The sequence below is a fragment of the Pseudoalteromonas sp. SWN166 genome (assembly GCF_015864485.1).
GTDB lineage: Bacteria > Pseudomonadota > Gammaproteobacteria > Enterobacterales > Alteromonadaceae > Pseudoalteromonas.
This window is the reverse complement of record NZ_JADYXB010000007.1, coordinates 1-25637: the sequence shown is the minus strand read 5'-3', so window position 1 is coordinate 25637 and position 25637 is coordinate 1. Positions and strand designations below refer to the sequence as shown.

Genomic DNA, 25637 nt, shown 5'->3' with positions numbered 1-25637 from the left:
GCGTTCTACCTCCGTTGAAATAACGCCATAGTTTCAATATGCCCTGTATGAGGGAACATATTCATTAGCCCAATTTTATTAAGATCAAAGCCAGCTTGTGAAATAATTGCGCTGTCACGGGCTAAAGTAACAGGGTCACAAGAGACATATAAAATAGTTTTAAACTGCTTTAAAGGTAATTGCTCTAATACAGCCATTGCACCCGTCCTAGAAGGATCGAGTACAAGCACATCTAAGTTTTTACTAAACCATGGGGCGCTCTGTATGCTTTGCGTTAAATCAAAGCAATGAAACTGCGCATTGGTAATAGAGTTAGTTTGCGCATTTTGAGCAGCCATTGCAACCGCTGAAGTTACACCTTCTACGCCAATTACAGATTTTGCTTGTTTTGCCAGCACTAATGAGAAATTACCAATGCCACAAAATAAATCCAATAAATTTTCATCACCTTTTAAATCAAGCCAATTTGCTGCTTGCTTTAACATAGCTTCGTTAACTTGCGCATTTACCTGAATAAAATTACCTAAACCAAATTCAAATTTTAGATCAAATTCTTTAAGATAATAAAACGGCATGGCTAAGTGTGAATGCTCAATTACATCGCTCTCGCTTTGCCATACAATTTGATATTGCTGACTTTGTGAGGCTTGTTCCACTATTGCTTTAAATTCATCGTTGATCGCTTTAGTGTGGCGAATAACAACAAAGTTTTTCTCATCACTTTGGCATAACTGTAAATGGCTTATACTGTGCAGCGCTTTGTGTTGATTAATTAAATCATCAAAAAGTGTAAAAACATCTGCAAATACTTCATCAAGTACTGCACATTTATTAATACTGACAATATTTTTTGAACCACTGGCTCTGTAACCCACACGCATTTTTTTTGCTGCTTTATCAAACATAACGGCAATTCGGGCGCTGCGCCTGTAATGCACAGACTTACTTAATAATGGAGCTTGCCAGTTTAAGCTATTTAATTTAGCAAACTTACTAAATAGCTGAGTAACTGCAGTTTGTTTTTCTACAACTTGCTGGCTAACTTCTAAATGCTGTAGTTGGCAACCACCACACTGATTGTAGTGCTCGCAAAAAGCGTCAACTCTTGATTCACTCGCTTTAATAACTTTAATTACTTTTGCACTGCTGTATTTAGCTTTATCATCGACAAGCATTGCTTTAACTGTTTCATTTGGTAATGCGCCACTAACAAAACATACTTTATTATTATGCTTAGCAATGCCACGCCCTTGATGATCCATTCCCGTTATATTTAATTCTAATGTTTGTTGCTTAAGCGGTTTTTTTTTCGCTTTAAAAATTTGCGCCATTAGGCATTACCTTCAATTTATTTATGAAGCACCTATATTTAGATGCTTTAGAATGCGTGTTGAACCGTATATACTCAGACCATACTAATAACGATAAAACGCTCCCATCATGACCAAATTAGGCTTACGCGATTCTGTTTTAACACTGACCCTGATCCCAACGGTGATCATAGGATTACTACTTGGTGGCTATTTTACAATAAATCGTTACATTGAGCTTGATGAAATTTTATATCAGCAAGGCACTACTATTTCCGAGCCCCTTGCTATTGCACTTGAGCAACCCATGCTCGAAAAAAACAAACAACTATTGAATCGCCTTATAAGCTACACACATAACAAGCACTCCCCTACAATTAAGTCGATTGCTATTTTTGATAAAAATAATGCGCTATTAATGACCAGCAATTATCACCGCTCATTTGAAAAGTTAATTAATCAAAAAACGCTCATAAATTTAAAAACAACTCATGTGCAAAAAACTGATGAGCTTATTACGTTTTTCACTCCCATTATTAATCATACAAGTCACGACTCTAAATGGGATCCATCGGCTTTTCAGTCATCTCTGGGCACCGTTATTATACAGCTAAACAAAGACCAAGCGGTTATAGGGCAACAACGTGCTTTATTAATTAGCGGTATTGTCATTATTTTATCATTAGTGTTTGCAGCAATTTTAGCTTTAAGGTTAAGCCGAATGTTTATGACGCCGCTTAATAAGTTAGTACTTGCAACCGACAAGTTAGTCGAAGGTAAAAGAAGTACTGGTCTTAACGACAACATGATAGGTGAATTTGAGCTATTGCGAGAAGGCTTAAATACCATTGCTCACACTATGGTGATGCAAAAAGATGAAATGCAAAAAAATATTGATCAAGCAACTAGCGACTACCGCGAAACACTAGAGCAATACGAAACTTCAAATATAGAGCTCTCGTTTGCAAAAAAAGAAGCTCAAGATGCTAACCGCGTAAAATCAGACTTTTTAGCTAAAATGAGCCACGAACTTCGTACTCCGTTAAATGGTGTTATTGGATTTACACGCCAGCTTTATAAAACACCGCTGAATAAACATCAAAAAGATTATCTCGATACTATTATGCTATCAGCAAATAGTTTAATGACTATTATTAGCGATATTCTAGACTTCTCCAAACTAGAAGCGGGTGCAATGGAACTTGAGTCGATTCAGTTTCAACTTCGTGATGCTGTAAATGAAGTGATGACACTACTCGCTCCTAGCGCACACGATAAGCAATTAGAGCTATCCATTTACATTAACCAACAAGTACCAGATGACTTAACAGGCGATCCTACTCGCTTTAAACAAGTGCTGATAAACCTATTAAGTAATGCGATTAAATTTACCGAAAAAGGCTCCATTAAGGTCGATATAAGTCACAGGTTGCTTGACAACGAACGTACCTCTTTACTTGTGGCAGTAACCGATACTGGTGTGGGTATACCAATGGATAAGCAAGACTCTTTATTCACTCCATTTGGGCAAGCGGATTCAAGTATTACACGTAAGTTTGGTGGAACAGGTCTTGGCCTTATTATTACCAAGCACATTGTTGAAGCGATGAGTGGTCGCATAACATTAAACTCTGCGCCAGGTAACGGTACCTGTTTTACGTTTAACAGTGTGTTTAGTTTACCAAATCATGTATTTACTAACGACTTGCCAACTAAATCGCTCATTGGTAAGCGTATTTTATATTTAGAGCCGCATGAGCATACACACCATGCTGTACTTTCGTTATTGACCCAATGGGAATCAAGCGTAACAGCATGTTTTAACGAGACCACCTTTTTAGATGCTATAAAAAATAGTGAATATAAATATGATATTTGCTTAATTGGCCATATGGCATCAGTTGATGATATGCAGCAATTAAAAAGCTATGTAAAAGCCGTGCGTGAATCTACTGATTACTTATATTTAATGCTTAATACTGTATCGCACAATATGCGAGAAGCGTTTATAGGCAGCGGTGCTGATGCGTGTTTAAGTAAACCGCTTAATCATCGTAAGTTATGTGAAGTACTTGCCGCACCTTACAGGCTTGACCACCCTACTCATAATATTGAGCAAAACGATCAAGCTTTGCTGCCGTTAAAAGTATTAGTTGTTGATGATAATGACGCCAACTTAAAACTTCTCCATACTTTATTAAGTGAACAGATTGAAGTAATAGAAACGGCACATAATGGGTCACAAGCATACAGCTTAAGTAAAAGTCATAAATACGACATAATTTTTATGGATATTCAGATGCCAATTATGGATGGTATTACAGCGTGTAAACTTATTCGCGAGTCATCATTAAATGAAGATACGCCAATTATTGCAGTAACGGCCCATGCCCTTCAAAGCGAAAAAGAGCAACTACTCAAAGATGGTTTTAAAGGCTATTTAACTAAGCCTATTGATGAGGATATGCTTAAACAAATCATTAGCGACCATAGTCCACAAACCCCAGTTAATCGTGATAAAGCGAAAACAGATACACCACAAAGCCCAGCACCATTTCAAAGTAGTCGCATTGACTGGGCACAAGCCCTGCAGCGTGCTGGCGGAAAGAGCGAGTTAGCGCTAGAGATGCTTAATATGTTACTTTTAAGCGTCCCTGAAACCCTTACATTGCTTGCTAAAGCGATAGAGAGTAACGATTGCCAACAAGTGTTAAGTATTGTCCATAAGTTTCATGGTGCATGTTGCTACACCGGTGTACCAAAACTAAAATCACTTGCAGAAACAATTGAAACATCGCTTAAAAATAAATGTTTGCTAGAGAATATTGAACCTGAATTATTCGAGTTGCAAGACGAGCTTGAAAACTTACTTGCTGATGCAAGCGTAACTGAGCTACAAAGATAAGCTTTGAATTTTAGATACATAAAAACGCGGTATTTACCGCGTTTTTTTAATTGAGCTGTTTAAATACTTATATTGGCAGTATTACATTCTTGCTTCAATCATTAATCGTTTCATGTCGCGTACGGCTTTATCGAGTCCATCAATCGCTGCACGAGCAATAATAGCGTGGCCAATATTTAGCTCATAAATCTCAGGCATCGCGGCAATGGGTTTAACGTTATGGTAATGAAGACCATGGCCAGCGTTAACAATCAAACCTAAGCTTGCTGCGTATTGAACACCGTCACGAATATGCTCTAATTCTTTGTGTAAATCAGTGTCATTTGTTGCATCAGCGTACGCACCAGTGTGTATTTCTACATAAGGGGCGCCACACTCTTTGGCTGCATCTAATTGTGCTTTATCTGCATCAATAAATAGCGATACTTTAATACCCGCGTCGGTAAGCGTTTTTGTTGCGGCTTTAATTTTATCTATATTGCCCGCTACGTCTAAGCCGCCCTCGGTGGTTAACTCTTCACGTTTTTCAGGCACTAGGCACACATACTCAGGTTTTACTTCAAGCGCTATTTTTATCATTTCGTCGGTAACAGCTGTTTCAAGATTCATACGCGTTTGAATGGTTTTAGCCATCACATAAACGTCGCGATCTTGAATATGGCGTCTGTCTTCACGTAAGTGAATCGTAATACCGTCTGCCCCTGCATGCTCTGCTACACTGGCTGCATGGGCTGGATCTGGGTAATTTGTTCCACGCGCTTGGCGAAGTGTTGCAATATGATCTACGTTTACACCCAAAAGAATATCTTTCATTTTCTTACCTGTAAAATTACGTTTATTGAGAGGCCATAAATAGCTCACGGCTTTTTAATGGTTTACTACCTAATAAGGGTTTTAATAAATAGCGGCTTAATTGCTTTGCCATATATAGCACATCGCTTTGGCTAAAGTCATGATTAGCTATGGCATTAAGTTGTTTGCCGCTAAATCCAGAACGCGTATCTTCCTGTACTAAAAAACCAAGTTCGGGGAAATAACTATACGTTTGCTTTTCATCTATTGGCTCACCGCTGGCGTCAAAACTAAAATCCACGCCATAACCGAGTAATTCCAATAATTGAAACTCGTATGAGCGAAGTACTTCTTGTAAATTAGCCCCGCTGTTTAGGTTTCCTAAATGAGATTTATATAGCTCAAATACTTGTTCAATGGGCTCGTTAACAGGCACTATGCGATTGGTAAGCTCATTTAAATAAAAACCACAATAAAGCTCATCGCCTTTTAAAAAGTGCGAGTTACCATGCAGTTCAAACTTATTGATATATTTTAGATCGTACTTGCCGCTGTAATTAACAAGGAGTGCCTGAAACGGCTGAAGTTGTGCTTTATGTTTAGTGGCCTGGCGACCACTAATTCGGGCCAGCATTCTTAGCTGGCCCACGCCTTCTACAAGCATATCTAACATTACTTGAGAGTCACTATAAGGACGCCGATGTAATAAATATGCGGTGTAGAAGTCGCTATCCATTCACTAAGCTACTGCTTGGTTTAGTCTTCACTGTAACCTAAGCTTCTTAGTGCACGTTCATCATCAGCCCAACCTGACTTCACTTTAACCCAAAGTTCTAAAAATACTTTGTTATCAAGCATTTCTTCAATGTCTTTACGGGCTTCACGGCCAATGGTTTTTAGCTTTTCGCCTTTATTACCAATAACCATGCGTTTTTGCGTTTCGCGCTCAACAAGAATCAACCCATTGATATGCCAAATACCGTTGTCTTGCCACTTAAATTGCTCAATTTCAACAGTCACTGAATACGGTAATTCTTCACCCATAAAACGCATTAGCTTTTCACGGATAACTTCTGCCGCCATAAAGCGCATTGAACGGTCAGTTACGTAATCTTCTGGAAAATAAAACTCGCAAGGAGGTAAGCGTTTGGTTACTTCCGCTTTAATTAAATCAACGTTTTTACCTTGCGTTGCCGATACTGGCATAATTCCAACAAAATCAAACTTGTCACTTAACCACTTCATATGAGGTAGCACAAGGTCACGGTCTTTAACTTGGTCAATTTTATTAATAACTAATAATACAGGTTTACCACTTTGCGATACTTTATTAAGTACCATATCGTCATCGGCATTCCAATGAGTGCCTTCAACGACAAAAATAATAAGCTCTACATCGCCAATAGAACTAGACGCTGCTCGGTTCATTAGACGGTTAATAGCACGCTTTTCTTCAACGTGTAGACCCGGTGTATCTATGTATACCGCTTGGTGTTTATCAACAGTATGAATACCCATAATACGATGGCGTGTAGTTTGTGGTTTACGTGAGGTAATACTCACTTTTTGCTCAATGATTTCATTAAGCAAAGTCGATTTACCTACATTAGGTCGACCAACAATGGCAACCATTCCACAAAATGTATCTACATCACGTTCATGAGGCTGTATTAAGGTATCAAGGTTCATTTTTAATTATCTTCAATGCTTTTTCAGCAGCTTTTTGTTCGGCCTTACGGCGCGAGCTACCAACAGAAATTATGCTATCCATTCCATCAACAATACATTCAACCGTGAATGTTTGATTGTGTGCTTGGCCTTGTGTATCAACCACAGTGTAGCCCGGTAAAGATAATTTACGGGCTTGCAAATACTCTTGCAGCAGGGTTTTAGGATCTTTCTGGTTAAGCCCTGGTGAAATAGCATCCAAACGTGATTGGTACCACGCCAATATCAGATTGCCACAGCTGTCGATACCTGAATCTAAAAATGCAGCACCTATAATAGCTTCTACTGCATCAGCAAGCGTTGACTCGCGACGGAATCCGCCACTTTTAAGCTCGCCCGGCCCTAAGCGTAAATAGTCGCCTAGACCAAATTCAAGACCAAACTCGGCAAGTGTTTGACCACGCACAAGCGTTGAACGCATGCGGCTTAAATCGCCTTCACGCGCTTTAGGAAATTTGGCATAAAGTGCATTGGCAATCACAAAGCTTAAAATAGAGTCGCCTAAAAATTCTAGTCGCTCATTATGTTGACCTTTGTGGCTGCGGTGCGTCATTGCTTGCTCAAGTAAACCTTGATCAGCGAATTCATAGCCAATTTTTTTATATAATTCTGTTACATTTTTTTTCATCGTTACTGAATATTACCTAGGCGCTCAAAGCGAACACCAGTTGGAACCCATCCTGGTAAAATATCATCAGGGCCATTCTCAAATTCAAAACTCATCCATATAAAGACAGCTTTACCCACCAAGTTTTCTTTTGGTACAAAGCCCCAAAAGCGACCATCTTGGCTGTTGTCGCGGTTATCACCCATCATAAAATAATGATCAGCAGGAACAGTCCATTCATCAGAAGGCGTGCCCGGTTGCTGGTAGTAACGCCCTTTTCTTTCAGGCGCTTGTGGGTTGATTAATATATCATGCGTAACTGTTGTCAAATTTTCATTCACACGAGCTAGAGGCATTGGGCCTTGTTTAAATTCGTTATCATTAATTAGTTTAAAATCAATTTTATTGAATTCATTACATAAAAGCTCACCCTGTTGGGTTTCGCCTTCTTTACAGTTTGGCTGAATATACAAACGTTTATCACGATAAACAATTTTATCGCCAGGTAAACCAATCGTACGTTTAATATAGTCAACACTTTCATCTAAAGGGTATTTAAAAACAACAATATCACCACGTTCAGGCTCACCGACATCAACTAACTGAGTGCGCCAAACTGGGTCTTTTATTCCATATGAATACTTTTGTACTAAAATAAAGTCACCTACTAGTAGTGTAGGCATCATTGAACCAGATGGAATCTGAAACGGTTCAAAAATAAATGATCTAAAAATAGTAATTGCTGCAATCATCGGAAAAATTGATTTTGCGGTTTCTGTTAGTACTGGTTCTGGTGCAATTAATGCCGCAGTTTCTTCATCTAACGGAGCCCCAGCAGACGTTTGCGCTATCGCTAAACGCTCCTGCCTTTTAGGAGCATACATTAAGTGATCTATTAACCATATTAAGCCTGAGCCTAAAGTTAACAGCACCAATAAAACTGAAAAATAACCAGCCATTTATAATCCTTTGTTTTTATTTACCAACTTTTAAAATAGCTAAAAACGCTTCTTGAGGTACTTCAACATTACCTACTTGCTTCATACGTTTTTTACCATCTTTTTGCTTTTTAAGTAGCTTTTTCTTACGGCTCACATCGCCACCGTAACACTTAGCAATTACGTTTTTACGTAACTGTTTTACCGTAGTACGAGCAATAACATGTTGTCCGATAGCTGCTTGAATAGCGATATCAAACATTTGACGTGGAATAAGCTCTTTTAATGCATCAGCTAACTGACGACCACGAGACTGCGCACCATCTCGGTGAACAATAATCGCAAGTGCATCAACACGCTCACTATTAATTAAAATATCAACACGTACCATATCTGATGTTTGAAAGTGTTTAAAGTTATAATCAAGCGACGCAAAACCACGACTTGTTGATTTTAATTTATCAAAAAAGTCCATTACCACTTCAGCCATAGGTAGCTCGTACGTAACAGCTACTTGCTTTCCGTGATAAGTCATTTTTGTTTGGCTACCACGTTTTTCAATACACAAGGTAATAACGTTACCTAGGTATTCTTGTGGTACCAGAATATTAGCTTCAACAATCGGCTCACGAATTTCTACAATATCGTTTACTGCAGGTAAATCAGACGGGTTATCAATCTGGAATGTACCTTCTTTAGTAACTATCTCATAGATTACCGTAGGTGCCGTTGTAATTAAATCAATATCGTATTCACGCTCTAAACGCTCTTGAATGATTTCCATGTGCAGCATACCTAAAAAGCCACAGCGGAAACCAAAACCTAGTGCAGTTGAATTCTCTGGTTCAAAGAATAACGACGCATCGTTTAAGCTTAATTTGTTAAGTGCATCACGAAATGATTCATACTCATCAGATGCAATTGGGAACATACCTGCATAAACCTGAGGTTTTATTTTTTGAAAGCCTGGTAAGCGAAGTGGAGCCGCATTTTTTTGATGAGTAATAGTATCGCCCACTGGCGCACCATGTATCTCTTTAATACCGGCAATAACAAACCCTACTTCACCTGTTCTTAAAATACCGGTGTTAGTTTGCTTAGGTGTAAACACACCTACTTGGTCAGCTGTATGTATATGCTCGTTCGACATTATTTTTATTTTGTCGCCCGTGCGTAGTTCACCGTGCTTAATACGCACTAGTGATACAACGCCTTGGTACGGGTCAAACCAAGAATCAATAATAAGCGCTTGTAAAGGTGCGTCTTTGTCGCCAACTGGTGGCGGAACATCTCTAACAATCATTTCAAGTACTTCGGCAATACCTACACCTGTTTTAGCGCTACATTGCACTGCATCAAGAGCATCAATACCAATAATTTCTTCAATTTCTTCTGCAACACGTAAGGGATCCGCTTGCGGTAAGTCGATTTTATTAAGTACTGGAATTACTTCTAATTCCATTTCAATAGCGGTGTAACAGTTAGCTAATGTTTGCGCTTCAACGCCTTGACCTGCATCAACAACAAGTAGTGCACCTTCACATGCAGCTAAAGAACGTGATACTTCATACGTAAAATCAACGTGTCCTGGAGTATCAATGAAATTAAGTTGGTAAGTTTCGCCATCGTTCGCTTTATAATTCAACGTTACACTTTGCGCTTTAATGGTAATACCACGTTCGCGCTCAATATCCATTGAATCCAAAACTTGTTTTTGCATTTCACGGTCGGTTAAACCGCCACAAACTTGGATCAAACGATCTGAAAGGGTCGATTTACCATGGTCAATATGGGCGATGATCGAAAAATTACGGATATGCTTCATAAACTGGATTCTATACTTCTATTTTAATGGACTAAATATGAATACCTAAGTGACTTGAAAATACTTGCTATAGGATGCCATAAGCTAAATTTGTATATAACAAACATCACGAATGCTTTTTAAGATGGGTTATAACCATTTTATTTATTGAATAACAACAAGTTATGTTTACTTAACTTAAATAATTCAGTCAGATAAAATAATTTAAAAAACCACGGTTCCCTGTATTTCCAAGTTACTTTGGTATAAAACGGCAATTTTACATTTAATTGGCGTCAATCACCATCTATTTGAGTTAAAGGGATACTAATTGGATGAATTTTTATAACTTTTATATCGTGCTTTAGCGATTTCACACGAGTTTTAGCTATAAAAAAGCCAGTAACACCACCTAAAGCTGCTGCTAAAATCTGCCAACCTTCGGGAGCCATAAATAATTGCGCCGCAATAAATGCAAAAACCAAGCTTAAAAGGAGCGGTAACATGTAAACAGCAAAAGCATGCCTAACTACATGACTATCATCAAGTGATAAGGTAACTTTTTGACCCACTTCGACCGCGGATTCAAATTTATAGGGGAAGGTTTTTTTTGCAGTGCCAAATAGCTTACCAAACACTTGTGAACCGCAACGACCGTTACAGCCTTCACAAGCTTGTTTTTGCTCTGCTTCTAAATGAGCAATGTGGCCATCAAGGGCCACAATAGTGAGGGTTTGTTCAATCATAACAATCCTTACGAATCGTTTATAATGCGCGAGTAACTGACTCTGCAATCGCTTTTGCGGTCATACTCGGTACATTACCAACAACCGATACATCAAAATTACCGCCATTATGCACATATACTGTCGTTGCACCAGAGGTTAGTGCTCCGCTTAAACGCTTACCTGGCAATGGGCGCTGAATAAATACCGAAATTTCAACAAAACCATCAGAGAACAAGTAATAGTCAGTTAATTCATTATTTAAATCGAGCTTATGCCTATCTGATTTTAGTAACTCAAAACCATCTGGTAACCAACTTATTTTCCAGTTGGTGGCAGCACTATCTTCGTTTATAAGTGCATTATTTGGTAAAGGCGTTGGAAAGTTTCGATTAAGTACTTCAAGTAGCATACTGGCTGGCTGCTCTGTCACACTAATATGCGTAAGTTGTAATTGCTCTAAGGCTTCACCTTCATGGTTTACGTATGCTGCTTTTAATAACAACGACGATTCCATATCCAGCCAAATCCAATAATTATATTTATACTCGTCTTTAGACTCTATGCGAACTAACTGTGCAGCACGCCCTGCGATACGACCCTTTCCGCCAAGCACAAAGTCATAGTGCGCACTTAAGCGATCTATATCTTTAAAAAGTACTTCAGGAATTGGTCCAGCTATTGAATCTGTTTTTAGAGAGTAGGGTTCAGACTGAGGTTCAAAATAAGTAACTTGGTTATTAATGCGCACCATTTCTAGGCCAGCACCATTAAGTAAACTTAAATGCTCAAGTTCGGTGTTATCTTGTAAAGCATGCACCCAGCGGTAGGGTTCCATTGTTTTACCTTTAACAACCACAAACGAGGCGTCAAAATTACGGGTATGAACGGCATTCGCCATTTGTAGTAATAAATCTTTGGCAGGATTTGTGTCGCTGGCAAATGCATTAAAGCTTACTACCAACGACAGAACAAAAGTGATTACTTTCATTTAATTAGTTTTTTTCCTCAGACGCTTTGGTATTAGTTTGCGCTGTTTCTAAAGAATTCGCAACTCGTGCTTGGCGTTGATGCTCAAGAACTAATGCTCCAATACGTTGTTGCTGCAGTTCACGCAAACCTTGCTCTGCGTTTTCAAGCGCAGGCTCAGATGAATAACTTACTGGTGACGCCATACCCGCTAGCGGTGTGGTTTGCAGTAATGGAATTTCGCTTTGTTGGTCGTTGTTGCTTTGAGGTAACGTATTAACGCCTACAATAGCAAACATTGCCACACTTGCTGCAATAGCTAGTTGAGCAACTGGCTTGCGCCAATTAAAAGCCACTACTTTATTATCTTGTACTGTTTCAGTGATTGCTTGAGGCTGTGTTTTTGTCTGACTAAAGTCAGCATAAACAGGCTCGCTTTCTAGTGCTAATGCAACGCGATCGCTAATATCAATATGTATGTCGTTATTATTTTTTTGAGCACGCATCGCATCACCAATTAACGCATAACGGCCAAACGTAGTGACATCTTGCTCTGCAATTTTTGCATCGGTCAGATGTTGCTCGCCATCAAGTAATGCTGATAACGCTTCGTTATCTAACTTGTTAAGGTGTGCTTTTGTCATACTAAGACTCGCCTATTAATGGGTTTAATTTGTTATCAATTGCTTCACGGGCACGAAATATACGCGAACGCACCGTCCCGACTGGGCAATCCATTACCACGGCTATTTCTTCATAGCTCATCCCTTCGATTTCTCTAAGGGTGATTGCGGTTTTAAGATCTTCAGGCAAACTATCAATCGTATTAAAAATAACAGCGCGTACTTCTTCGCTTAAAAGTAGGTTTTCAGGAGATGCATTAGATCGCATTGAATCTGCACAATCGTAAAATTCGGCATCTTCGGCGTCTATATCATTTGCTGGCGGTTTACGCCCCTGGGCTACTAAGTAATTTTTAGCACAATTAACGGCAATACGGTATAACCACGTGTAAAAGGCGCTGTCACCTCTAAAGTTAGGAAGTGCACGGTAAGCTTTAATAAAAGCCTCTTGTGCTACATCAGCAATATCGCCTTGGTTAGATACATAACGTGAGATCAAACCTGCAATTTTGTTTTGATACTTCTTTACTAATAGGTTGAAGGCGTTTTTATCTCCTTGCTGGACCCTTTTTACTAGCACTAAATCTAATTCCTGCTCGCTCATTCGAGCCGGTACTCCTATGTCTGATTTTTGCTTGTTATTCATATTGTCGTCATTGTTCACAAATACTCTGACCTCTTTATGAATAAAAAGTTCTGCTTAATATTATTTTTTTATAAAATAGATGATAAATAACGGCGCTAAGCCTTCAAAATCACTACGTAGTAGTATGACAAATATGATACAACTACAGATATTAAAAACAAATATTGCTCTATATGGGCATTGTAACCGCAAAGTACCTCTGACATGAACCAAAATAAACATCACATTGCAGATGTCGCTATTATCGGTAGCGGCGCAGCAGGCTTATCACTTGCATTATCTCTCGCTAATTATTGTAACGTTACCGTGATCAGTAAAGGAGCGCTTACCGAAGGTTCTACTTTATATGCCCAGGGTGGTATAGCAGCAGTATTTGATAAACAAAACGACAGCATAGAATCTCATGTTGAAGATACACTCGATGCGGGCGGCGGTTTATGCGACAGAGACGCTGTTCATTATACAGCGACTAATGCTCATGATTGCCTACAGTGGTTAATTGACCAAGGTGTTCCCTTTGATATGGAGTTTGATAGCAAAGGAAAAGAGCGTTTTCATTTAACACGTGAAGGCGGTCACAGCCATCGTCGTATTTTGCATGCTGCCGATGCCACTGGCAAAGCGGTGCAAACCACACTTATCAGCCAAGTTAAAATTCATAAGAATATAACGCTTTTAGAGCAATACAACGCCATTGATTTAATTACAGATAAAAGCGCAGGTAAAACAGGCTCACACATTGAAGGTATGTATGTGTGGAACAAAAAAGCGAAAAAGGTAGAAACCATTTCAGCTAAATTTGTTGCGCTTGCAACTGGTGGTGCAAGTAAAGTGTATTTGTATACATCTAATCCGGATGTATCAAGTGGTGATGGTATTGCAATGGCATGGCGCGCAGGCTGTAAAGTTGCCAATATGGAATTTAATCAATTTCATCCAACAAGCCTTTACCATCCTGAGCTACAAAACTTTTTAATTACCGAAGCGATGCGCGGTGAAGGGGCCTATTTAAAACGCCCTGATGGCACGCGTTTTATGAAAGACTTTGACAGCCGTGAAGAGCTTGCTCCACGTGATATAGTGGCACGCGCAATCGATTTTGAAATGAAGCGTTTAGGTGCTAATTGTGTTTATTTAGATATTAGCCACAAAGATAAAGACTTTATTATTGAGCACTTTCCTACTATTTATGCAAAATGCTTAAGTGTTGGCCTTGATATAACTAAAGAAGCAATCCCTGTTGTACCTGCCGCCCATTACACCTGTGGTGGCGTAATGACTGACTTTAACGGTAAAACAGATCTCGATAACTTATATGCAGTTGGTGAAGTGGCTTATACAGGCCTGCACGGTGCAAACCGTATGGCAAGTAATTCACTATTAGAATGTATTGTATTTGCCCACGCTGCAGCTAAAGATATTTTAAGCAAAATTGAACATGCACCTGAGCCAATGGAACTGCCTCATTGGGATGAAAGCCGTGTTAGTAATTCAGACGAGGAAATAGTTATTACCCATAACTGGCATGAGCTACGTTTATTTATGTGGGATTATGTAGGTATTGTACGCTCAACTAAACGCTTAGAACGCGCATTACACAGAGTTGAGTTACTGCAGCAAGAAATACACGATTACTATGCAAACTTTAGAGTAAGTAATAACTTACTTGAGCTTCGTAATTTAGTGCAAGTATCTGAGTTAATTATTAGAAGTGCGATGGAGCGAAAAGAAAGCCGAGGATTGCATTACACAATTGACTACCCTGAACAAAATGAAAACCCAACACCGACTATTTTGACTCCAAAGCGAAATTAATCGCATTTAAAGCCGCGCGCTTTAAGCGTGCATAGCTTTGTTTATTAACACCATTGGCTGAAATTATTAGCCAATGGCTGTTACTAAAACCCTTAATATGCAGCCAGATGCTATTGCCATAAAAGCGACTTTTTTTACTAATTTCGCCCTGAACTTGTAAAGCTTCACCCTCAAATCGAAATAGTTTAGGTTCTAATATTATAACGCCGTGATTTGGGTGAATTGCTAACACTTTTTGCCAAACTACAAAACCAGCGACCACATTCATTACCAAGCAAAAAATCATAGCTAAAACTGAACTTAAAAATAAGCATAATATTAAACTCAGCATGCAAAAAAAGACCACAATAGGTTTGTGGTCAGCTTTATTATTTGTAACCGTAAACCTATACACGAACTCGGTCTAAGATAAGTTGTACCATGCTATTTAGCTGCTCATCTTTACATTCTTGATGGCCCATAAACCATGCAAATAAATCAGGATCTTCTTCCGTGAGCAAACGCTGAAAGATAGCCTGTTGCTCTGCGTTTAAAGAGTCGTATGCTTCTTCTACAAACGGCATAAACAAAACATCTAGCTCTAACATGCCACGACGACAAGCCCAACGAATACGTGCTTTACTATGAATTTCAACCATTTTAAACCTCATACTTAATTGACTCGAGTTTAACAAACACAAGCCTATTTAGCAGCTATTAATCTCTCATTAAATAATAAACCCACACCATTAGGTGCTTGTCTGTACCATACGTAGCAACTGCGTTATTATGTCACTTCATTTATATTGCAAAGAAGGTTTTTATGTCGAGCGTTTATGCATGTCCGTTATCTCATCAACTTATTAGCCTCTGCGGTGCTGATAAATTATCTTATTTACACGGGCAAATCACTCAAGATCTAAATAAATTAACCAGCAGTAATTATTTGTGGGCTGGCCATTGCAGCGCTAAAGGTAAACTTTGGGGCGTATTTAAATTATTTTCTTATCAAGATAGCTACTACCTTGCGGGTAGCCAAGCCGAAGTTGAAAAATCGTTAGCTGAACTTAAAAAATATGCTGTATTTGCAAAAGTTGATATCAGCGAGTGTTCAAGGCGTTTAATTGGCTTAATTGGTGATGACTTATCTGATGTACTTGCACAACTTGATATTAGCTTTGAAGGCGATGCAAGCGCGTGTGACTTTGAAAATGGTAAAGCATTAAAATTAGCTGATAACCGTGTTTTATTAATGGTTGATAACCAATTTAGCATGCCTGATAACGTATCTACACTTGATAACGAAGCTCTTTGGCAACAAGCAGCCATGCTTGCAGGTGAGCCACAGCTAAGTGCTGATGCAATTGGCGAGTATGTTCCTCAAATGGTAAACCTACATGCTATTGGCGGTATAAGCTTTAAAAAAGGGTGTTATACCGGTCAAGAAACTGTGGCTCGCATGAAGTACCTAGGTAAAAATAAGCGTGCAATGTATATCGTTTCAGGGCAAAGCGAAGGACTACTTTCAGAGCCCGATTTAGAAACCCAATTAGGCGAAAACTGGCGCCGTGCTGGTAAACTTATTGCACAGAGCTTTGATGAGCGAACAAATAAATTAACAGGCCTTGTTGTGTTGCCAAACGATACTGATGTAACTCAGGTACTTCGTGCAAAACACACACCTCAGGTGGAGCTAAGCATTCTGCCTCTACCCTACTCTCTTGAAGATGAATAAATAGGAATGACTATGATCGTTGCGGCAAACAAAGTGGTAAAAATGCATTATTCGGTAATGGATAATGATGGCAATAGCATTGATAACTCGTTCGGTGGTGAGCCACTACACTTTATCATTGGCACAGGCTATTTAATTTCAGGCCTAGAAAATGCTTTGCAAGGCAAACAACCAGGCGACACTCTTAGTGTAAAAGTTGAACCTGATGAAGGTTATGGCGAACGCCACGAAAACCTAATGCAAGCTGTACCTAAGTCAATGTTCGAAGGCATGGAAATTGAAGTGGGCATGCAGTTTCGTGCTTCAACAGACGATGGCGACCAATCAGTAATGATCATCGATATTCAAGATGAAGAAGTGATTGTAGATGGTAATAACCCACTTGCAGGCACAACACTTAACTTTGATGTAGAAATACTAGAAGTACGTGATGCTACAGAAGATGAATTAACTCACGGCCACGTACATGGCGAAGGTGGGTGTGGTCACGACCACTAACACACTGCAAAAGCAGATATAAAAAAAGCGCCTAAGGCGCTTTTTTTATATCATATTACTAGGTTTAACCGTTTCATTTTTTACCTTACTAGGAAGCACTATTAACACGTTCTTCTCTTTTAGAGCGGCCAATAAACCTTTTTGATCGTTTGTACCAACTCGATACAGTGTGCCATCTTTAAGCGTTAGCTGTATCGCACTAAAACCAGATACTGTATATACCCAGCCATCGTGAGTAATTCGCATACCAATACCGTGTCTGTAAGAGTTTTGAACTGCCTTAGCTTCTATTACTTCGCTAAGCTCGATACTTTGACCGGCAACGCCTGGACCAAACGCCCAGCTAATTTTTTTATCATCTACTTTTACTGTTAGACCATGGAACAAAAAGCCCACCAGCACTAAAATCCCAGCAAATATTATTAAAGGTCCATCAGCGCCTAACAAATTCCATGCAAGCGCCACAAAACCGCCAATCCACGCCAATACAAAAAAGATAAACACCGCATACTGTTTATGCTGATACATAATATTCTCTAAATTAAATAAATACTTAAAAGCTGTACACCAATGTAGCACTCAGCTCTGAGTCAAACTTGAGTTTATCATCTTCGGGTTTTGAATTATAACGATACATGTAGGTAAATTTAAGCGATACCGCGCCAATCACTTGGCTTATCAGTGCGGTTTCTGATTTTAAGCGAGAATTAAGACCTGAAAGCGACTGCTCTATACTCACATCTTGATTAAAACGAGTACGCTTAGAAACCAAACGTTCCCACTGCATTGCAACACGTACTAAATAACCGGTTTTATTAATTTCATCTTCGCTCACGTCCGAATCTTCATCAGCTACTGAGCGGTATAAACCAGGTCCTACATCAATATCTACTTTGTTTTTAGAGCCTTGATATACACGCGCACCATAACCTGTTGCTATTGTGCTTTTAAAATCAAGTCCACTAAACTCATCTTCTTCGTAATCGCCGTAAATAAAAAATGAAGAGTTTTTAACGCCCACCTTATAGTTACCTTGAGCAGATACAAATATACGGTTTGCTGTTACATCCGTTTCATCCGTATCATCATTATGATCACGCTTGTAAAGAGAGTCTATTTTGAATTGATTTCGCCACTTTTCAAAATCTTGGTATAAATTACCTTTGAGCTTAAAACTGGTCGAATTAGTGTTACCTTTGCTTAAAATAAAGCCAAATTCAGTATCACCGTAAAACATTTCACCTTTATGTAACTCATGAATTTCTTCATCAGAGAGCTTGCCATATTCATGAAAATCTTCAAATGGATCAACCGCCCAACTTGGGCAGCTAATTATCAAAAAAATTAAAAATAAATACTTACGCACATCACTCTCTCTGCACACAATTATAAAAATAAGCCGTATTGCTTATTCAGTTTCTTTCCATAAAATATGACAAAACGGTGCATCTTTATCACGACTAATCAAAATTTTAGCAAACAAAACATCATCATTTTCAAATTCTAAGCCTACCAATACTTGAATAAAGTGCTCTGGCTCTATCTCAAGGGCTACAAAGTCTTGCCACTGATCATCTGGCTCATCTTCTTCAATAAAGCCTAGGTCTTCTCTAAACTCATTAAAGTCTTCAACATCTTTATCACTTAAGTTATTTGGCGCTAACTCTAAAAAAATATCATAAGCTTGGTGAGTAGCTTCTTCTACCGTATATAAACGTGGACCCGACATATGTGCTTAACCTTAAGCTTTTAAGTTGCGCTATATTATCAAATCTCATCATCATTTTGATAAAAAAAAGCTTAAAACACTGACTTTTTTGTAACCGAGTCATGCTTTATTCAGCATACAACTAAAACGATAAAGAATAATTTAAGTAACTTATTGAATATAAAGGTTACTTTTAATAATTTAAGCTTAAATAGCAGCTTAAACTATTTTTATTATCCCAAATTAAAATTGTTCAGTTTTTTATCATCTAAAACCAATCATTTAAGACTACCGCTTTACTAATAAATTCAATTTATTTAAAAATACCATCACTTTACTTAATTCTTATAACAACATAAGCTCAAGTAACAGGTCAGAGGAGTATGTAATGATAAAACTAGAAAAACAAAATGGCATTGCAACCGTCACGCTTAGCAGAGCTAAAAAGCAAAATGCATTAAGCTTTGAAATGTTTGTAGAGCTAAACAAAGCGATTAAAAATATAAAAAAGGATCGTAGTATTCGCGCTGTTGTAATAAAAGGCGATGGCGAGCATTTTTGTGCCGGCCTTGATATATCAGCAGTAATGGCAGCGCCAATGAACATAGTAAAACTATTACTCAAATGGTTGCCGGGCAATCAGAACTTAGCGCAAAAAGTGGTATTAGGCTGGCAGTCGCTAAGTGTGCCCGTTATTGCACAAATTAATGGCAACTGTTTAGGGGGAGGCTTACAAATAGCTTTAGGAGCTGATTATAGGATTGTTCATGTTGATGCCAAGCTTGCTATTATGGAAGCTCGTTGGGGGTTATGCCCCGATATGGGAGCAAATGTAATGATGAGCGGTTTAGTTAATAGAGATCAAGCTCTTTGGCTTGCAAGCCATGCAAACCCTATTACAGCACAACAGGCAAATGAGCTTGGTTTAGTTACTCAACTTACCGATGATACCCAACAAGCCACGCAAAACATGCTCAATACATTACTTGAACGCTCACCCGATACGCTTGCTGCAATTAAACGTATTACACAACTTAGCTATAAACCAAACCAACGTAAAATACTCGCTAAAGAAACTTTTAGCCAAATTCGCTTGCTACTAAATCCAAACACTAAAAAAGCAATTGCTAAAGCTAAAGGAAAAGCGGGTATAACCTACGCAAACACAAAGCATTGGTAGACTATTGCACAATGCATAAAAGAGTTTGATTTGTTAAAGTTAAGCTCTTATCTTTTCTGTGAGCCACTTTGATGAAATATCTGCTCAGTAGCGCTATTATTTTACTATGTTTAGCCTTAGCTAAACTCATTATGCACTTTATTGGTGGGAGCTTTCCTGCACCGTTACTCGCTATGGTTATTTTATTAGCTTTACTCTTATCTGGAATTGTAAAAGAGCAACATGTAAAACCATGCGCCTCCCCTATTTTAAATATTATGCCTATCTTTTTCATTCCTGCAGGTGTGGGATTTATTGAACATCTAGGCCTTATAAAATCGCATTGGGCATTTTTAGCCTCAGTTGTGGTGCTAGTCCCTATAACGACCTTATTACTTGTTAGCAGTGTAATTGCGTATTTTAAGGGAAAAGAAAATAATGACTAATTTAACTTTTTCCGCTATTTCAGAGCTACAGCCTAATTTATGGTGGCTAAGTATCCCTTTTATTATTGTATTGTTTTTAGCATTAAGGGCCGTAAACCAAAGTATAAAAAACAGCGTATTTAAATCGCTCACTAACCCCGTATTTTTAAGTATTAGTATTATCGCTTTATTGCTAGTTAATCTAAATTTGCCTTATACGCAATTTGCCTCGCACAGCAAATTACTAAGTTGGTTATTAGAGCCCGCGATTGTAGCTTTAGCACTTCCGCTATATCAGCAGTTTACGCACGTACGAAAAAACCTATTACTCATAGTCGCAACTTGTAGCTTAGGTATTGTTAACGCAACCGTTGTAGCATTTTTACTAAGCATGCTATTTAATGCGCCAACGCAGCTAAGTGCATCTGTTGCTGCTCTTAGTGTTACTACGCCCATATCTTTAATTGTTACCGACTCATTAGGCGGGATTAGCTCTCTTGCCGCCGCTTTAGTTATTTTTATTGGTTTATTAGGGGCTTTATTTGGTTTTATGCTTTTTAAACTCGTTAATATTTTTAATCACGAATCTCAAGGTGTTGCCATGGGCACAGCTTGTCACGCAATTGGGACTGCCGCTGCTATTGCCGAACACCCAAAAGTTGGCGCTTACTCATCAGTTGCAATGGCGCTAAGCGCTTTATTAACCGCGATTATAGTGCCGCTGTTATATCCATTTTTAGTCAACATTTTGCTATAGTTGGAAAAATACAACATAGCCCTAACATAGAGCGCTTTATGATCAGTTCTGAAATTGAACAGTTTGAAAAATATTACACCATGCTTACTGAGTATATGGTTACCTACAGTATGCAAATTGTTGGCGCTATTTTTATCGTCCTCATTGGTTTATGGATAGCGCAAAAGCTTGCCAAATTTGTAGCGGCCTTAATGACTCGCCATAATGTTGACATTACGCTCACTAACTTTGTCAGTAGCGTGGTAAAAGTACTGCTAATTGTAATGGTTATAATTATTGCACTTGGCAAAATAGGTATCAGCGTTACGCCTTTTGTAGCGGCCATTGGTGCAGCATCTTTAGGTGCAGGTTTAGCACTACAAGGCATGCTTTCTAACTATGGTGCGGGCCTTGCCATTATAGCCACACGGCCTTTTGTTGTTGGTGATACTATTGAAGTTAAAAATGTCAGTGGCCAAGTTAAAACGATTGAACTTGGCTACACCATTTTAATTAACGAAGAAAAAGTAGAAATTACCATTCCAAATAAACATATTGTGGGCGAAATACTTCACAACTCGTTTAGTTACTCATTAGTAAAAGGTGAGATAGATATTGCTTATAGTGCTTGCTCTGATAACGCAATTAGCCTTATTGAAGACGTACTTAAAGCCCATGAATTAGTCGCGCAAAATCCATTATCACAAGTAGGTATTGAGCGTTTTGCTGATAGCGGCGTAACTATTAGTTACAGGTATTGGGTACCTACAACTAAAATTATCGAAACTAAGCTAGCTATTAACGGTGGTGTTTATAAAGCAATTAATAATGCTGATATTGAAATCCCATTCCCTCAACGCGTAGTTACTATAAATAAAAGCGATATAGAGTCATAAAACTCAGTGGGTAACTCAATATTGAATTACCCACATCAATAAACCACTTTTACTGCATAAAACTCTTTATCTGTTTGTTATTTTATCTGTAATATAAAGACTTAGTTAAAAAAGTCGGCAAATCACTCGCTTTAATTACATAATAACAATAATGAGCCATTATGAATCGCAGCCCTTTTTATTTAGGTGATTGGCAAGTCAATCCCCAGTCAAATACTCTTCAGCGTGCAGAAAAAACTAAACAGTTAGAACCAAAAGCCATGGATGTATTAGTCCATCTGTGCTTACAAAAAGGCGAAATTGTTACGAGTGACGAGCTATTAGATCAATGCTGGAAAAATGTTGAGGTGGGCGATAACCCGCTTCATAAAACAATTACACAGTTACGAAAAGCCCTTGGTGATAAAGCAAGTGAACCTACCTACATAGAAACTATTCGAAAGCGTGGTTACCGCGTTATTGCAAAACTTGAGTTTCCTCTAGCTGAAGACATAAAAACAACTGAAAACACATGGCAAGGTGGCTCTCCTTTTTTAGGATTAAGCGCCTACAACCCAAGCGATACACACCTATTTTTTGGCCGTAATCAATCTATAGAAACGTTACTCAATAGAATATCGAGCCAAGTTAAATTTGGTCGTGCTTTTTGCTTAATACTCGGTCCAAGTGGCACAGGTAAATCATCACTTGTAAATGCGGGTATATTGCCTAAATTACTTGATGAGCGAGGCTATAATGGCATTGGGGTGGTTTCCTACGCTCAGCTCGACTTTGCAGACGTCCATCAAAATAGGCTTTTTTTAGATTTAGCTTCCGCACTGCTTGATTGGGATATAAACAACCTGCCTGTGTTTGAAGGATTAAGCGCGCAAACACTTGCAGAACAACTAGAATTGGCAATAGATGACGTAATTAACGCCATACAAGCTGCACTTGGCAAAACCTCTACACAACTTAAAACACCGCAGTTATTTTTATTTATTGACCGCCTAGAAGTGCTACTTTCTTCTCCTTTATTTAGTAGCGAAACACGCAGCCATTTTTTATCGGTTATTGAGCGCTTAGCAACCTCTAAAACAGTGATTGTATTTAGTGCGTGTCGTAACGACTTTTATCCTTTAGTGGTTGAACAACCCAGCCTAATGGCAGGTAAAGCTCATGGCGCACACTACGATTTAACACCACCAAACAGGCACGATCTACAACAAATTATTCGCCTGCCAGCGTTAACCGCTAATTTAACATTCTCGAATGACCCAGAAACCCAAACGCCACTGGATGAAATACTTTGCGCCGATACAGCTAATAACCCCGACGCACTGCCCATGCTGCAATACACACTGCAGGAACTGTATTTACAACGCAGTGATAATAACGAGCTACTACACAGTGTTTATACAAAACTAGGTGGTATTGAGGGCGCAATCGGTAAAAAAGCAGAAGATGTATTTATTAGCCTAAACAGCGAGCAACAGCAACAACTTAATAGCGTGTTATCGCAATTAGTGACCCTAAACCCTGATGGTAAAACTATTACTAGCCGAGCAGCGCGTTGGCAAACATTAAATAATAAAAGCCAAAAAGAATTTGTGCAGGCCATGGTAGAAAGCCGTTTATTTGTATCGCACTTACAAAATGGCGAAGCCTGTTTTAGTCTTGCTCACGAGGCACTATTACGCCAATGGCCTCGTGCAAAAAACTGGATTAATGACCATAAAGATGCACTGGCAATAAAAAGCCGCTTACAACACCAAGCACAAAACTGGATTAATGAAGGTAAAAGTAATGCTTACCTTTTGGCACCGGGTAAACCACTGCAAGAAGTTATTTCACTACTCAACGATAATGTATTCGAGCTTGACGATAACGAACATGCACTTATTAAAAGATCCATTAAAAGCACTAAAACTAAAACAAACATAAAACGCGGCACAATATTTTCACTCTGTTTACTCACATTTATTGCGTTATTAATGAGTTTCACCAGTTTTAAAGCACAACAGCAGGCGCAGCAAAAACGACTTGAAGCTGAAAGCCTGCTCGGTTTTATGGTCGGCGATTTTGCCGATAAATTACGTAGCGTAAAGCGTATGGACTTACTTGATGGTATTAGTAATAAAGCACTTGAATATTTTACAAATCAAACAGACGAATCAGGTTCACTTTTTAGCTTTAGCGATGATAAAGCACAATTTAACAACCGTTTTCAGTACGCACAAACTCTTGAAGCAATGGGAGAGGTAGCTTATTCTCGCGGTAAAACCGACGAAGCCTTCACCGCCTTTGAAAACGCCCGCACCCGCCTTGAGGCATTATTAAAAATCCAGCCAAACAACTTAGAGCTACTCACACTTGCGGGTGCCAATGCCTTTTGGTTAGGGCAGCTTAGTTATGATAAAAGTGATTATGCTGCTACTGAGCCATTATTTAAAAAGTACCACTCTTACAGTGAAATCATGTATTCGTTAGCACCGAATGATTTCAACTCGATTATGGAGTTATCGTATTCACATAATTCGCTGGGGTCTTTGTATTTAAAGCAATTTAACTACACTGCCGCGAAACAACGCTTTACAGAGTCGCTCGCCCTTAAAAATAAAGCTCTTGAGCTAAAACCAAACAACAAAAATTTATTACGTGATAAAGCAGATACTATTAGTTGGCTTGCTAGTACTGAGGAAAGTTTAGGTAACTTCAATACAGCTATGAGCATGTTTGATAATGCCTCTAATGAATTAACCAACATGCTAGAACGTACCCCAAATGATGCTAGCTTACTCAAAAGCCTTGCGAATACTTATATTCAACAAAGTCACTTACTTAGCTATTTTACAAATAAGCGCCAAGCTTATAAAAAGGCCATACAAGCTACTAATGCGATAAATAAAGCTCGACTTCAAGATCCAAAAAACAATTACTTCCAAATTATGTACAATCAATCACTTACCCTTCAATTAATGCTATCTGATGGTTCTGATATTGATACAAAAACCAATGATATTATTAACTTTATTAATAATAATGACCTTTCAAATATAAAAATTATTAATACACAAATAAACCTGATTCATTATTTTATAAATAGATATTCATTCCTTAAAGCAAAACAACTTTTAAATACGCTTGAAAATAGTAAGCGCTATAAAAACCAACAATGGAAAATGAATGATATTAAGAACAATATAATTTTAGCGAATGTAAATTTAATAAAAGCTAAATTAATTAATGATGAAGCATTGAAAATTAAATTTTGTGAACAAACACTTATGGCGCTCTCTGAAATAAAAAAAGCAACCCAAAGCGTAAAAATAACTTACCCGCTAGTTCAAGCTTATACCTGTTTAAACAGGGAAAACGAAATCTCAGAAATAAAATTAAGCCTAGTTAACTTAGGTATTACTAATTTTCAGCTATAGCAATTAGCAAAAAGGAAATAAGATGAATAACAATCAAGAGCAAATTAACTTTACAGTAAACATTGAGCTAAACAATAATGAAGCTATTTTTAGCTACTCTAGGGGTTAACACCATTCAGTTAAGCATGTTTTGACTTAATGGTGTACCGAGTTTTTGAAATTCGAACGGTCCTACTTTTGGGCCGTTTTCTTTTTTCTGGAAGAATATAACGTTTCACTCGTT

25 protein-coding genes are annotated in these 25637 nt (G+C 38.4%); 9 read left to right on the top strand and 16 right to left on the bottom strand.

Translation table 11 applies throughout. From position 1 onward, the window contains the following. Positions 1–5: 5 nt before the first annotated feature. Positions 6–1331, bottom strand: coding sequence for a 23S rRNA (uracil(1939)-C(5))-methyltransferase RlmD (gene rlmD / locus I6F49_RS05865; RefSeq protein WP_197179173.1), 1326 nt, complete (start codon positions 1329–1331; stop codon positions 6–8). Positions 1332–1440: 109 nt separating this feature from the next. On the opposite strand from rlmD, the gene barA reads away from it, so the two are divergent. Then, entirely contained in the window at positions 1441–4215 is a 2775-nt protein-coding gene (barA, locus tag I6F49_RS05860; protein ID WP_197179165.1) for a two-component sensor histidine kinase BarA, read from the top strand. Between the two features lie 81 nt (positions 4216–4296). Here barA and pdxJ read toward each other — a convergent pair whose 3' ends face one another. The 10 genes from pdxJ to rpoE form a co-directional block, all read right to left on the bottom strand. Beyond that, positions 4297–5028, bottom strand: a complete 732-nt coding sequence (pdxJ, locus tag I6F49_RS05855; protein ID WP_197179163.1) for a pyridoxine 5'-phosphate synthase — start codon at positions 5026–5028, stop codon at positions 4297–4299. Positions 5029–5050: 22 nt separating this feature from the next. Then, the gene (gene recO, locus I6F49_RS05850) at positions 5051–5743 is read right to left on the bottom strand and encodes a DNA repair protein RecO (RefSeq protein WP_010553211.1); all 693 of its coding nucleotides are present in this window, start codon (positions 5741–5743) and stop codon (positions 5051–5053) included. A 20-nt stretch (positions 5744–5763) separates the two neighbouring features. After that, complete coding sequence (era, locus tag I6F49_RS05845; RefSeq protein WP_007581730.1) at positions 5764–6696, bottom strand: GTPase Era; 933 nt, start codon at positions 6694–6696, stop codon at positions 5764–5766. Further along, positions 6686–7363: a ribonuclease III gene (gene rnc / locus I6F49_RS05840; RefSeq protein ID WP_166420196.1), complete on the bottom strand. Its 678-nt coding sequence runs from the start codon at positions 7361–7363 to the stop codon at positions 6686–6688. Before rnc ends, era begins: the two co-directional genes overlap by 11 nt. 2 nt (positions 7364–7365) lie before the next feature. Beyond that, positions 7366–8301: a signal peptidase I gene (lepB, locus tag I6F49_RS05835; protein WP_024589998.1), complete on the bottom strand. Its 936-nt coding sequence runs from the start codon at positions 8299–8301 to the stop codon at positions 7366–7368. Between the two features lie 16 nt (positions 8302–8317). Continuing rightward, on the bottom strand, positions 8318–10105 hold the full coding sequence (gene lepA / locus I6F49_RS05830) for a translation elongation factor 4 (RefSeq protein WP_008134818.1): 1788 nt from the start codon (positions 10103–10105) through the stop codon (positions 8318–8320). A gap of 275 nt (positions 10106–10380) precedes the next feature. Further along, positions 10381–10830, bottom strand: a complete 450-nt coding sequence (locus I6F49_RS05825; RefSeq protein ID WP_197179161.1) for a SoxR reducing system RseC family protein — start codon at positions 10828–10830, stop codon at positions 10381–10383. A gap of 19 nt (positions 10831–10849) precedes the next feature. After that, complete coding sequence (locus I6F49_RS05820; protein ID WP_197179159.1) at positions 10850–11800, bottom strand: MucB/RseB C-terminal domain-containing protein; 951 nt, start codon at positions 11798–11800, stop codon at positions 10850–10852. A gap of 4 nt (positions 11801–11804) precedes the next feature. Then, positions 11805–12422, bottom strand: a complete 618-nt coding sequence (locus tag I6F49_RS05815; protein ID WP_197175363.1) for a sigma-E factor negative regulatory protein — start codon at positions 12420–12422, stop codon at positions 11805–11807. 1 nt (position 12423) lies between these two features. Continuing rightward, on the bottom strand, positions 12424–13005 hold the full coding sequence (gene rpoE, locus I6F49_RS05810) for an RNA polymerase sigma factor RpoE (protein WP_002958721.1): 582 nt from the start codon (positions 13003–13005) through the stop codon (positions 12424–12426). A 246-nt stretch (positions 13006–13251) separates the two neighbouring features. Here rpoE and nadB point away from each other — a divergent pair, with 246 nt between their 5' ends. Next, entirely contained in the window at positions 13252–14862 is a 1611-nt protein-coding gene (nadB, locus tag I6F49_RS05805) for an L-aspartate oxidase (protein ID WP_166420191.1), read from the top strand. On the opposite strand, the gene I6F49_RS20335 is transcribed toward nadB, so the two are convergent. Together I6F49_RS20335 and I6F49_RS05800 are read right to left on the bottom strand one after the other, a co-directional pair. Then, complete coding sequence (locus I6F49_RS20335) at positions 14837–15193, bottom strand: hypothetical protein (RefSeq protein WP_231615048.1); 357 nt, start codon at positions 15191–15193, stop codon at positions 14837–14839. The genes nadB and I6F49_RS20335 overlap by 26 nt on opposite strands. Before the next feature lie 55 nt (positions 15194–15248). Then, positions 15249–15500 carry an FAD assembly factor SdhE gene (locus I6F49_RS05800; RefSeq protein ID WP_024598759.1) on the bottom strand — a complete coding sequence of 84 codons (252 nt, stop codon included), beginning with the start codon at positions 15498–15500 and terminating at the stop codon, positions 15249–15251. A gap of 164 nt (positions 15501–15664) precedes the next feature. Between I6F49_RS05800 and ygfZ the strand changes: the two genes are divergently transcribed. Beyond that, entirely contained in the window at positions 15665–16576 is a 912-nt protein-coding gene (gene ygfZ, locus I6F49_RS05795) for a CAF17-like 4Fe-4S cluster assembly/insertion protein YgfZ (RefSeq protein ID WP_197175365.1), read from the top strand. Positions 16577–16588: 12 nt separating this feature from the next. Continuing rightward, a complete protein-coding gene (locus I6F49_RS05790; RefSeq protein WP_197175366.1) occupies positions 16589–17074 on the top strand; it encodes an FKBP-type peptidyl-prolyl cis-trans isomerase in 486 nt (161 codons plus the stop codon). Between the two features lie 45 nt (positions 17075–17119). Here I6F49_RS05790 and I6F49_RS05785 read toward each other — a convergent pair whose 3' ends face one another. From I6F49_RS05785 to I6F49_RS05775, 3 genes are read right to left on the bottom strand one after another with little or no spacing between them, the layout of a single operon-like run. Next, a complete protein-coding gene (locus I6F49_RS05785; RefSeq protein WP_197179150.1) occupies positions 17120–17602 on the bottom strand; it encodes a hypothetical protein in 483 nt (160 codons plus the stop codon). Positions 17603–17627: 25 nt separating this feature from the next. Continuing rightward, positions 17628–18440 (bottom strand): DUF481 domain-containing protein, encoded by an 813-nt coding sequence (locus I6F49_RS05780; RefSeq protein ID WP_197179148.1) that lies wholly within the window; start codon positions 18438–18440, stop codon positions 17628–17630. Positions 18441–18482: 42 nt separating this feature from the next. Beyond that, entirely contained in the window at positions 18483–18803 is a 321-nt protein-coding gene (locus I6F49_RS05775; RefSeq protein WP_197175369.1) for an HI1450 family dsDNA-mimic protein, read from the bottom strand. A 367-nt stretch (positions 18804–19170) separates the two neighbouring features. Between I6F49_RS05775 and I6F49_RS05770 the strand changes: the two genes are divergently transcribed. From I6F49_RS05770 to I6F49_RS05750, 5 genes are all read left to right on the top strand, one after another. Then, on the top strand, positions 19171–19962 hold the full coding sequence (locus I6F49_RS05770; protein ID WP_197179146.1) for a crotonase/enoyl-CoA hydratase family protein: 792 nt from the start codon (positions 19171–19173) through the stop codon (positions 19960–19962). Positions 19963–20033: 71 nt separating this feature from the next. Continuing rightward, positions 20034–20387 carry a CidA/LrgA family protein gene (locus I6F49_RS05765; protein ID WP_197179144.1) on the top strand — a complete coding sequence of 118 codons (354 nt, stop codon included), beginning with the start codon at positions 20034–20036 and terminating at the stop codon, positions 20385–20387. Then, on the top strand, positions 20380–21123 hold the full coding sequence (locus tag I6F49_RS05760) for an LrgB family protein (protein ID WP_197179142.1): 744 nt from the start codon (positions 20380–20382) through the stop codon (positions 21121–21123). The genes I6F49_RS05765 and I6F49_RS05760 overlap by 8 nt, the downstream gene beginning before the upstream one ends. A gap of 38 nt (positions 21124–21161) precedes the next feature. Beyond that, entirely contained in the window at positions 21162–21998 is an 837-nt protein-coding gene (locus I6F49_RS05755) for a mechanosensitive ion channel family protein (RefSeq protein WP_024598766.1), read from the top strand. A 161-nt stretch (positions 21999–22159) separates the two neighbouring features. Beyond that, on the top strand, positions 22160–25414 hold the full coding sequence (locus I6F49_RS05750) for an nSTAND1 domain-containing NTPase (RefSeq protein ID WP_166420186.1): 3255 nt from the start codon (positions 22160–22162) through the stop codon (positions 25412–25414). Positions 25415–25637: the final 223 nt, after the last annotated feature.

Coding starts and splice junctions, on each gene's coding strand:
- rlmD (WP_197179173.1), bottom strand. CDS start 1,331: ATGGCGCAAATTTTTAAAGCGAAAAAAAAACCGCTTAAGCAACAAACA.
- barA (WP_197179165.1), top strand. CDS start 1,441: ATGACCAAATTAGGCTTACGCGATTCTGTTTTAACACTGACCCTGATC.
- pdxJ (WP_197179163.1), bottom strand. CDS start 5,028: ATGAAAGATATTCTTTTGGGTGTAAACGTAGATCATATTGCAACACTT.
- recO (WP_010553211.1), bottom strand. CDS start 5,743: ATGGATAGCGACTTCTACACCGCATATTTATTACATCGGCGTCCTTAT.
- era (WP_007581730.1), bottom strand. CDS start 6,696: ATGAACCTTGATACCTTAATACAGCCTCATGAACGTGATGTAGATACA.
- rnc (WP_166420196.1), bottom strand. CDS start 7,363: ATGAAAAAAAATGTAACAGAATTATATAAAAAAATTGGCTATGAATTC.
- lepB (WP_024589998.1), bottom strand. CDS start 8,301: ATGGCTGGTTATTTTTCAGTTTTATTGGTGCTGTTAACTTTAGGCTCA.
- lepA (WP_008134818.1), bottom strand. CDS start 10,105: ATGAAGCATATCCGTAATTTTTCGATCATCGCCCATATTGACCATGGT.
- I6F49_RS05825 (WP_197179161.1), bottom strand. CDS start 10,830: ATGATTGAACAAACCCTCACTATTGTGGCCCTTGATGGCCACATTGCT.
- I6F49_RS05820 (WP_197179159.1), bottom strand. CDS start 11,800: ATGAAAGTAATCACTTTTGTTCTGTCGTTGGTAGTAAGCTTTAATGCA.
- I6F49_RS05815 (WP_197175363.1), bottom strand. CDS start 12,422: ATGACAAAAGCACACCTTAACAAGTTAGATAACGAAGCGTTATCAGCA.
- rpoE (WP_002958721.1), bottom strand. CDS start 13,005: ATGAGCGAGCAGGAATTAGATTTAGTGCTAGTAAAAAGGGTCCAGCAA.
- nadB (WP_166420191.1), top strand. CDS start 13,252: ATGAACCAAAATAAACATCACATTGCAGATGTCGCTATTATCGGTAGC.
- I6F49_RS20335 (WP_231615048.1), bottom strand. CDS start 15,193: ATGCTGAGTTTAATATTATGCTTATTTTTAAGTTCAGTTTTAGCTATG.
- I6F49_RS05800 (WP_024598759.1), bottom strand. CDS start 15,500: ATGGTTGAAATTCATAGTAAAGCACGTATTCGTTGGGCTTGTCGTCGT.
- ygfZ (WP_197175365.1), top strand. CDS start 15,665: ATGTCGAGCGTTTATGCATGTCCGTTATCTCATCAACTTATTAGCCTC.
- I6F49_RS05790 (WP_197175366.1), top strand. CDS start 16,589: ATGATCGTTGCGGCAAACAAAGTGGTAAAAATGCATTATTCGGTAATG.
- I6F49_RS05785 (WP_197179150.1), bottom strand. CDS start 17,602: ATGTATCAGCATAAACAGTATGCGGTGTTTATCTTTTTTGTATTGGCG.
- I6F49_RS05775 (WP_197175369.1), bottom strand. CDS start 18,803: ATGTCGGGTCCACGTTTATATACGGTAGAAGAAGCTACTCACCAAGCT.
- I6F49_RS05770 (WP_197179146.1), top strand. CDS start 19,171: ATGATAAAACTAGAAAAACAAAATGGCATTGCAACCGTCACGCTTAGC.
- I6F49_RS05765 (WP_197179144.1), top strand. CDS start 20,034: ATGAAATATCTGCTCAGTAGCGCTATTATTTTACTATGTTTAGCCTTA.
- I6F49_RS05760 (WP_197179142.1), top strand. CDS start 20,380: ATGACTAATTTAACTTTTTCCGCTATTTCAGAGCTACAGCCTAATTTA.
- I6F49_RS05755 (WP_024598766.1), top strand. CDS start 21,162: ATGATCAGTTCTGAAATTGAACAGTTTGAAAAATATTACACCATGCTT.
- I6F49_RS05750 (WP_166420186.1), top strand. CDS start 22,160: ATGAATCGCAGCCCTTTTTATTTAGGTGATTGGCAAGTCAATCCCCAG.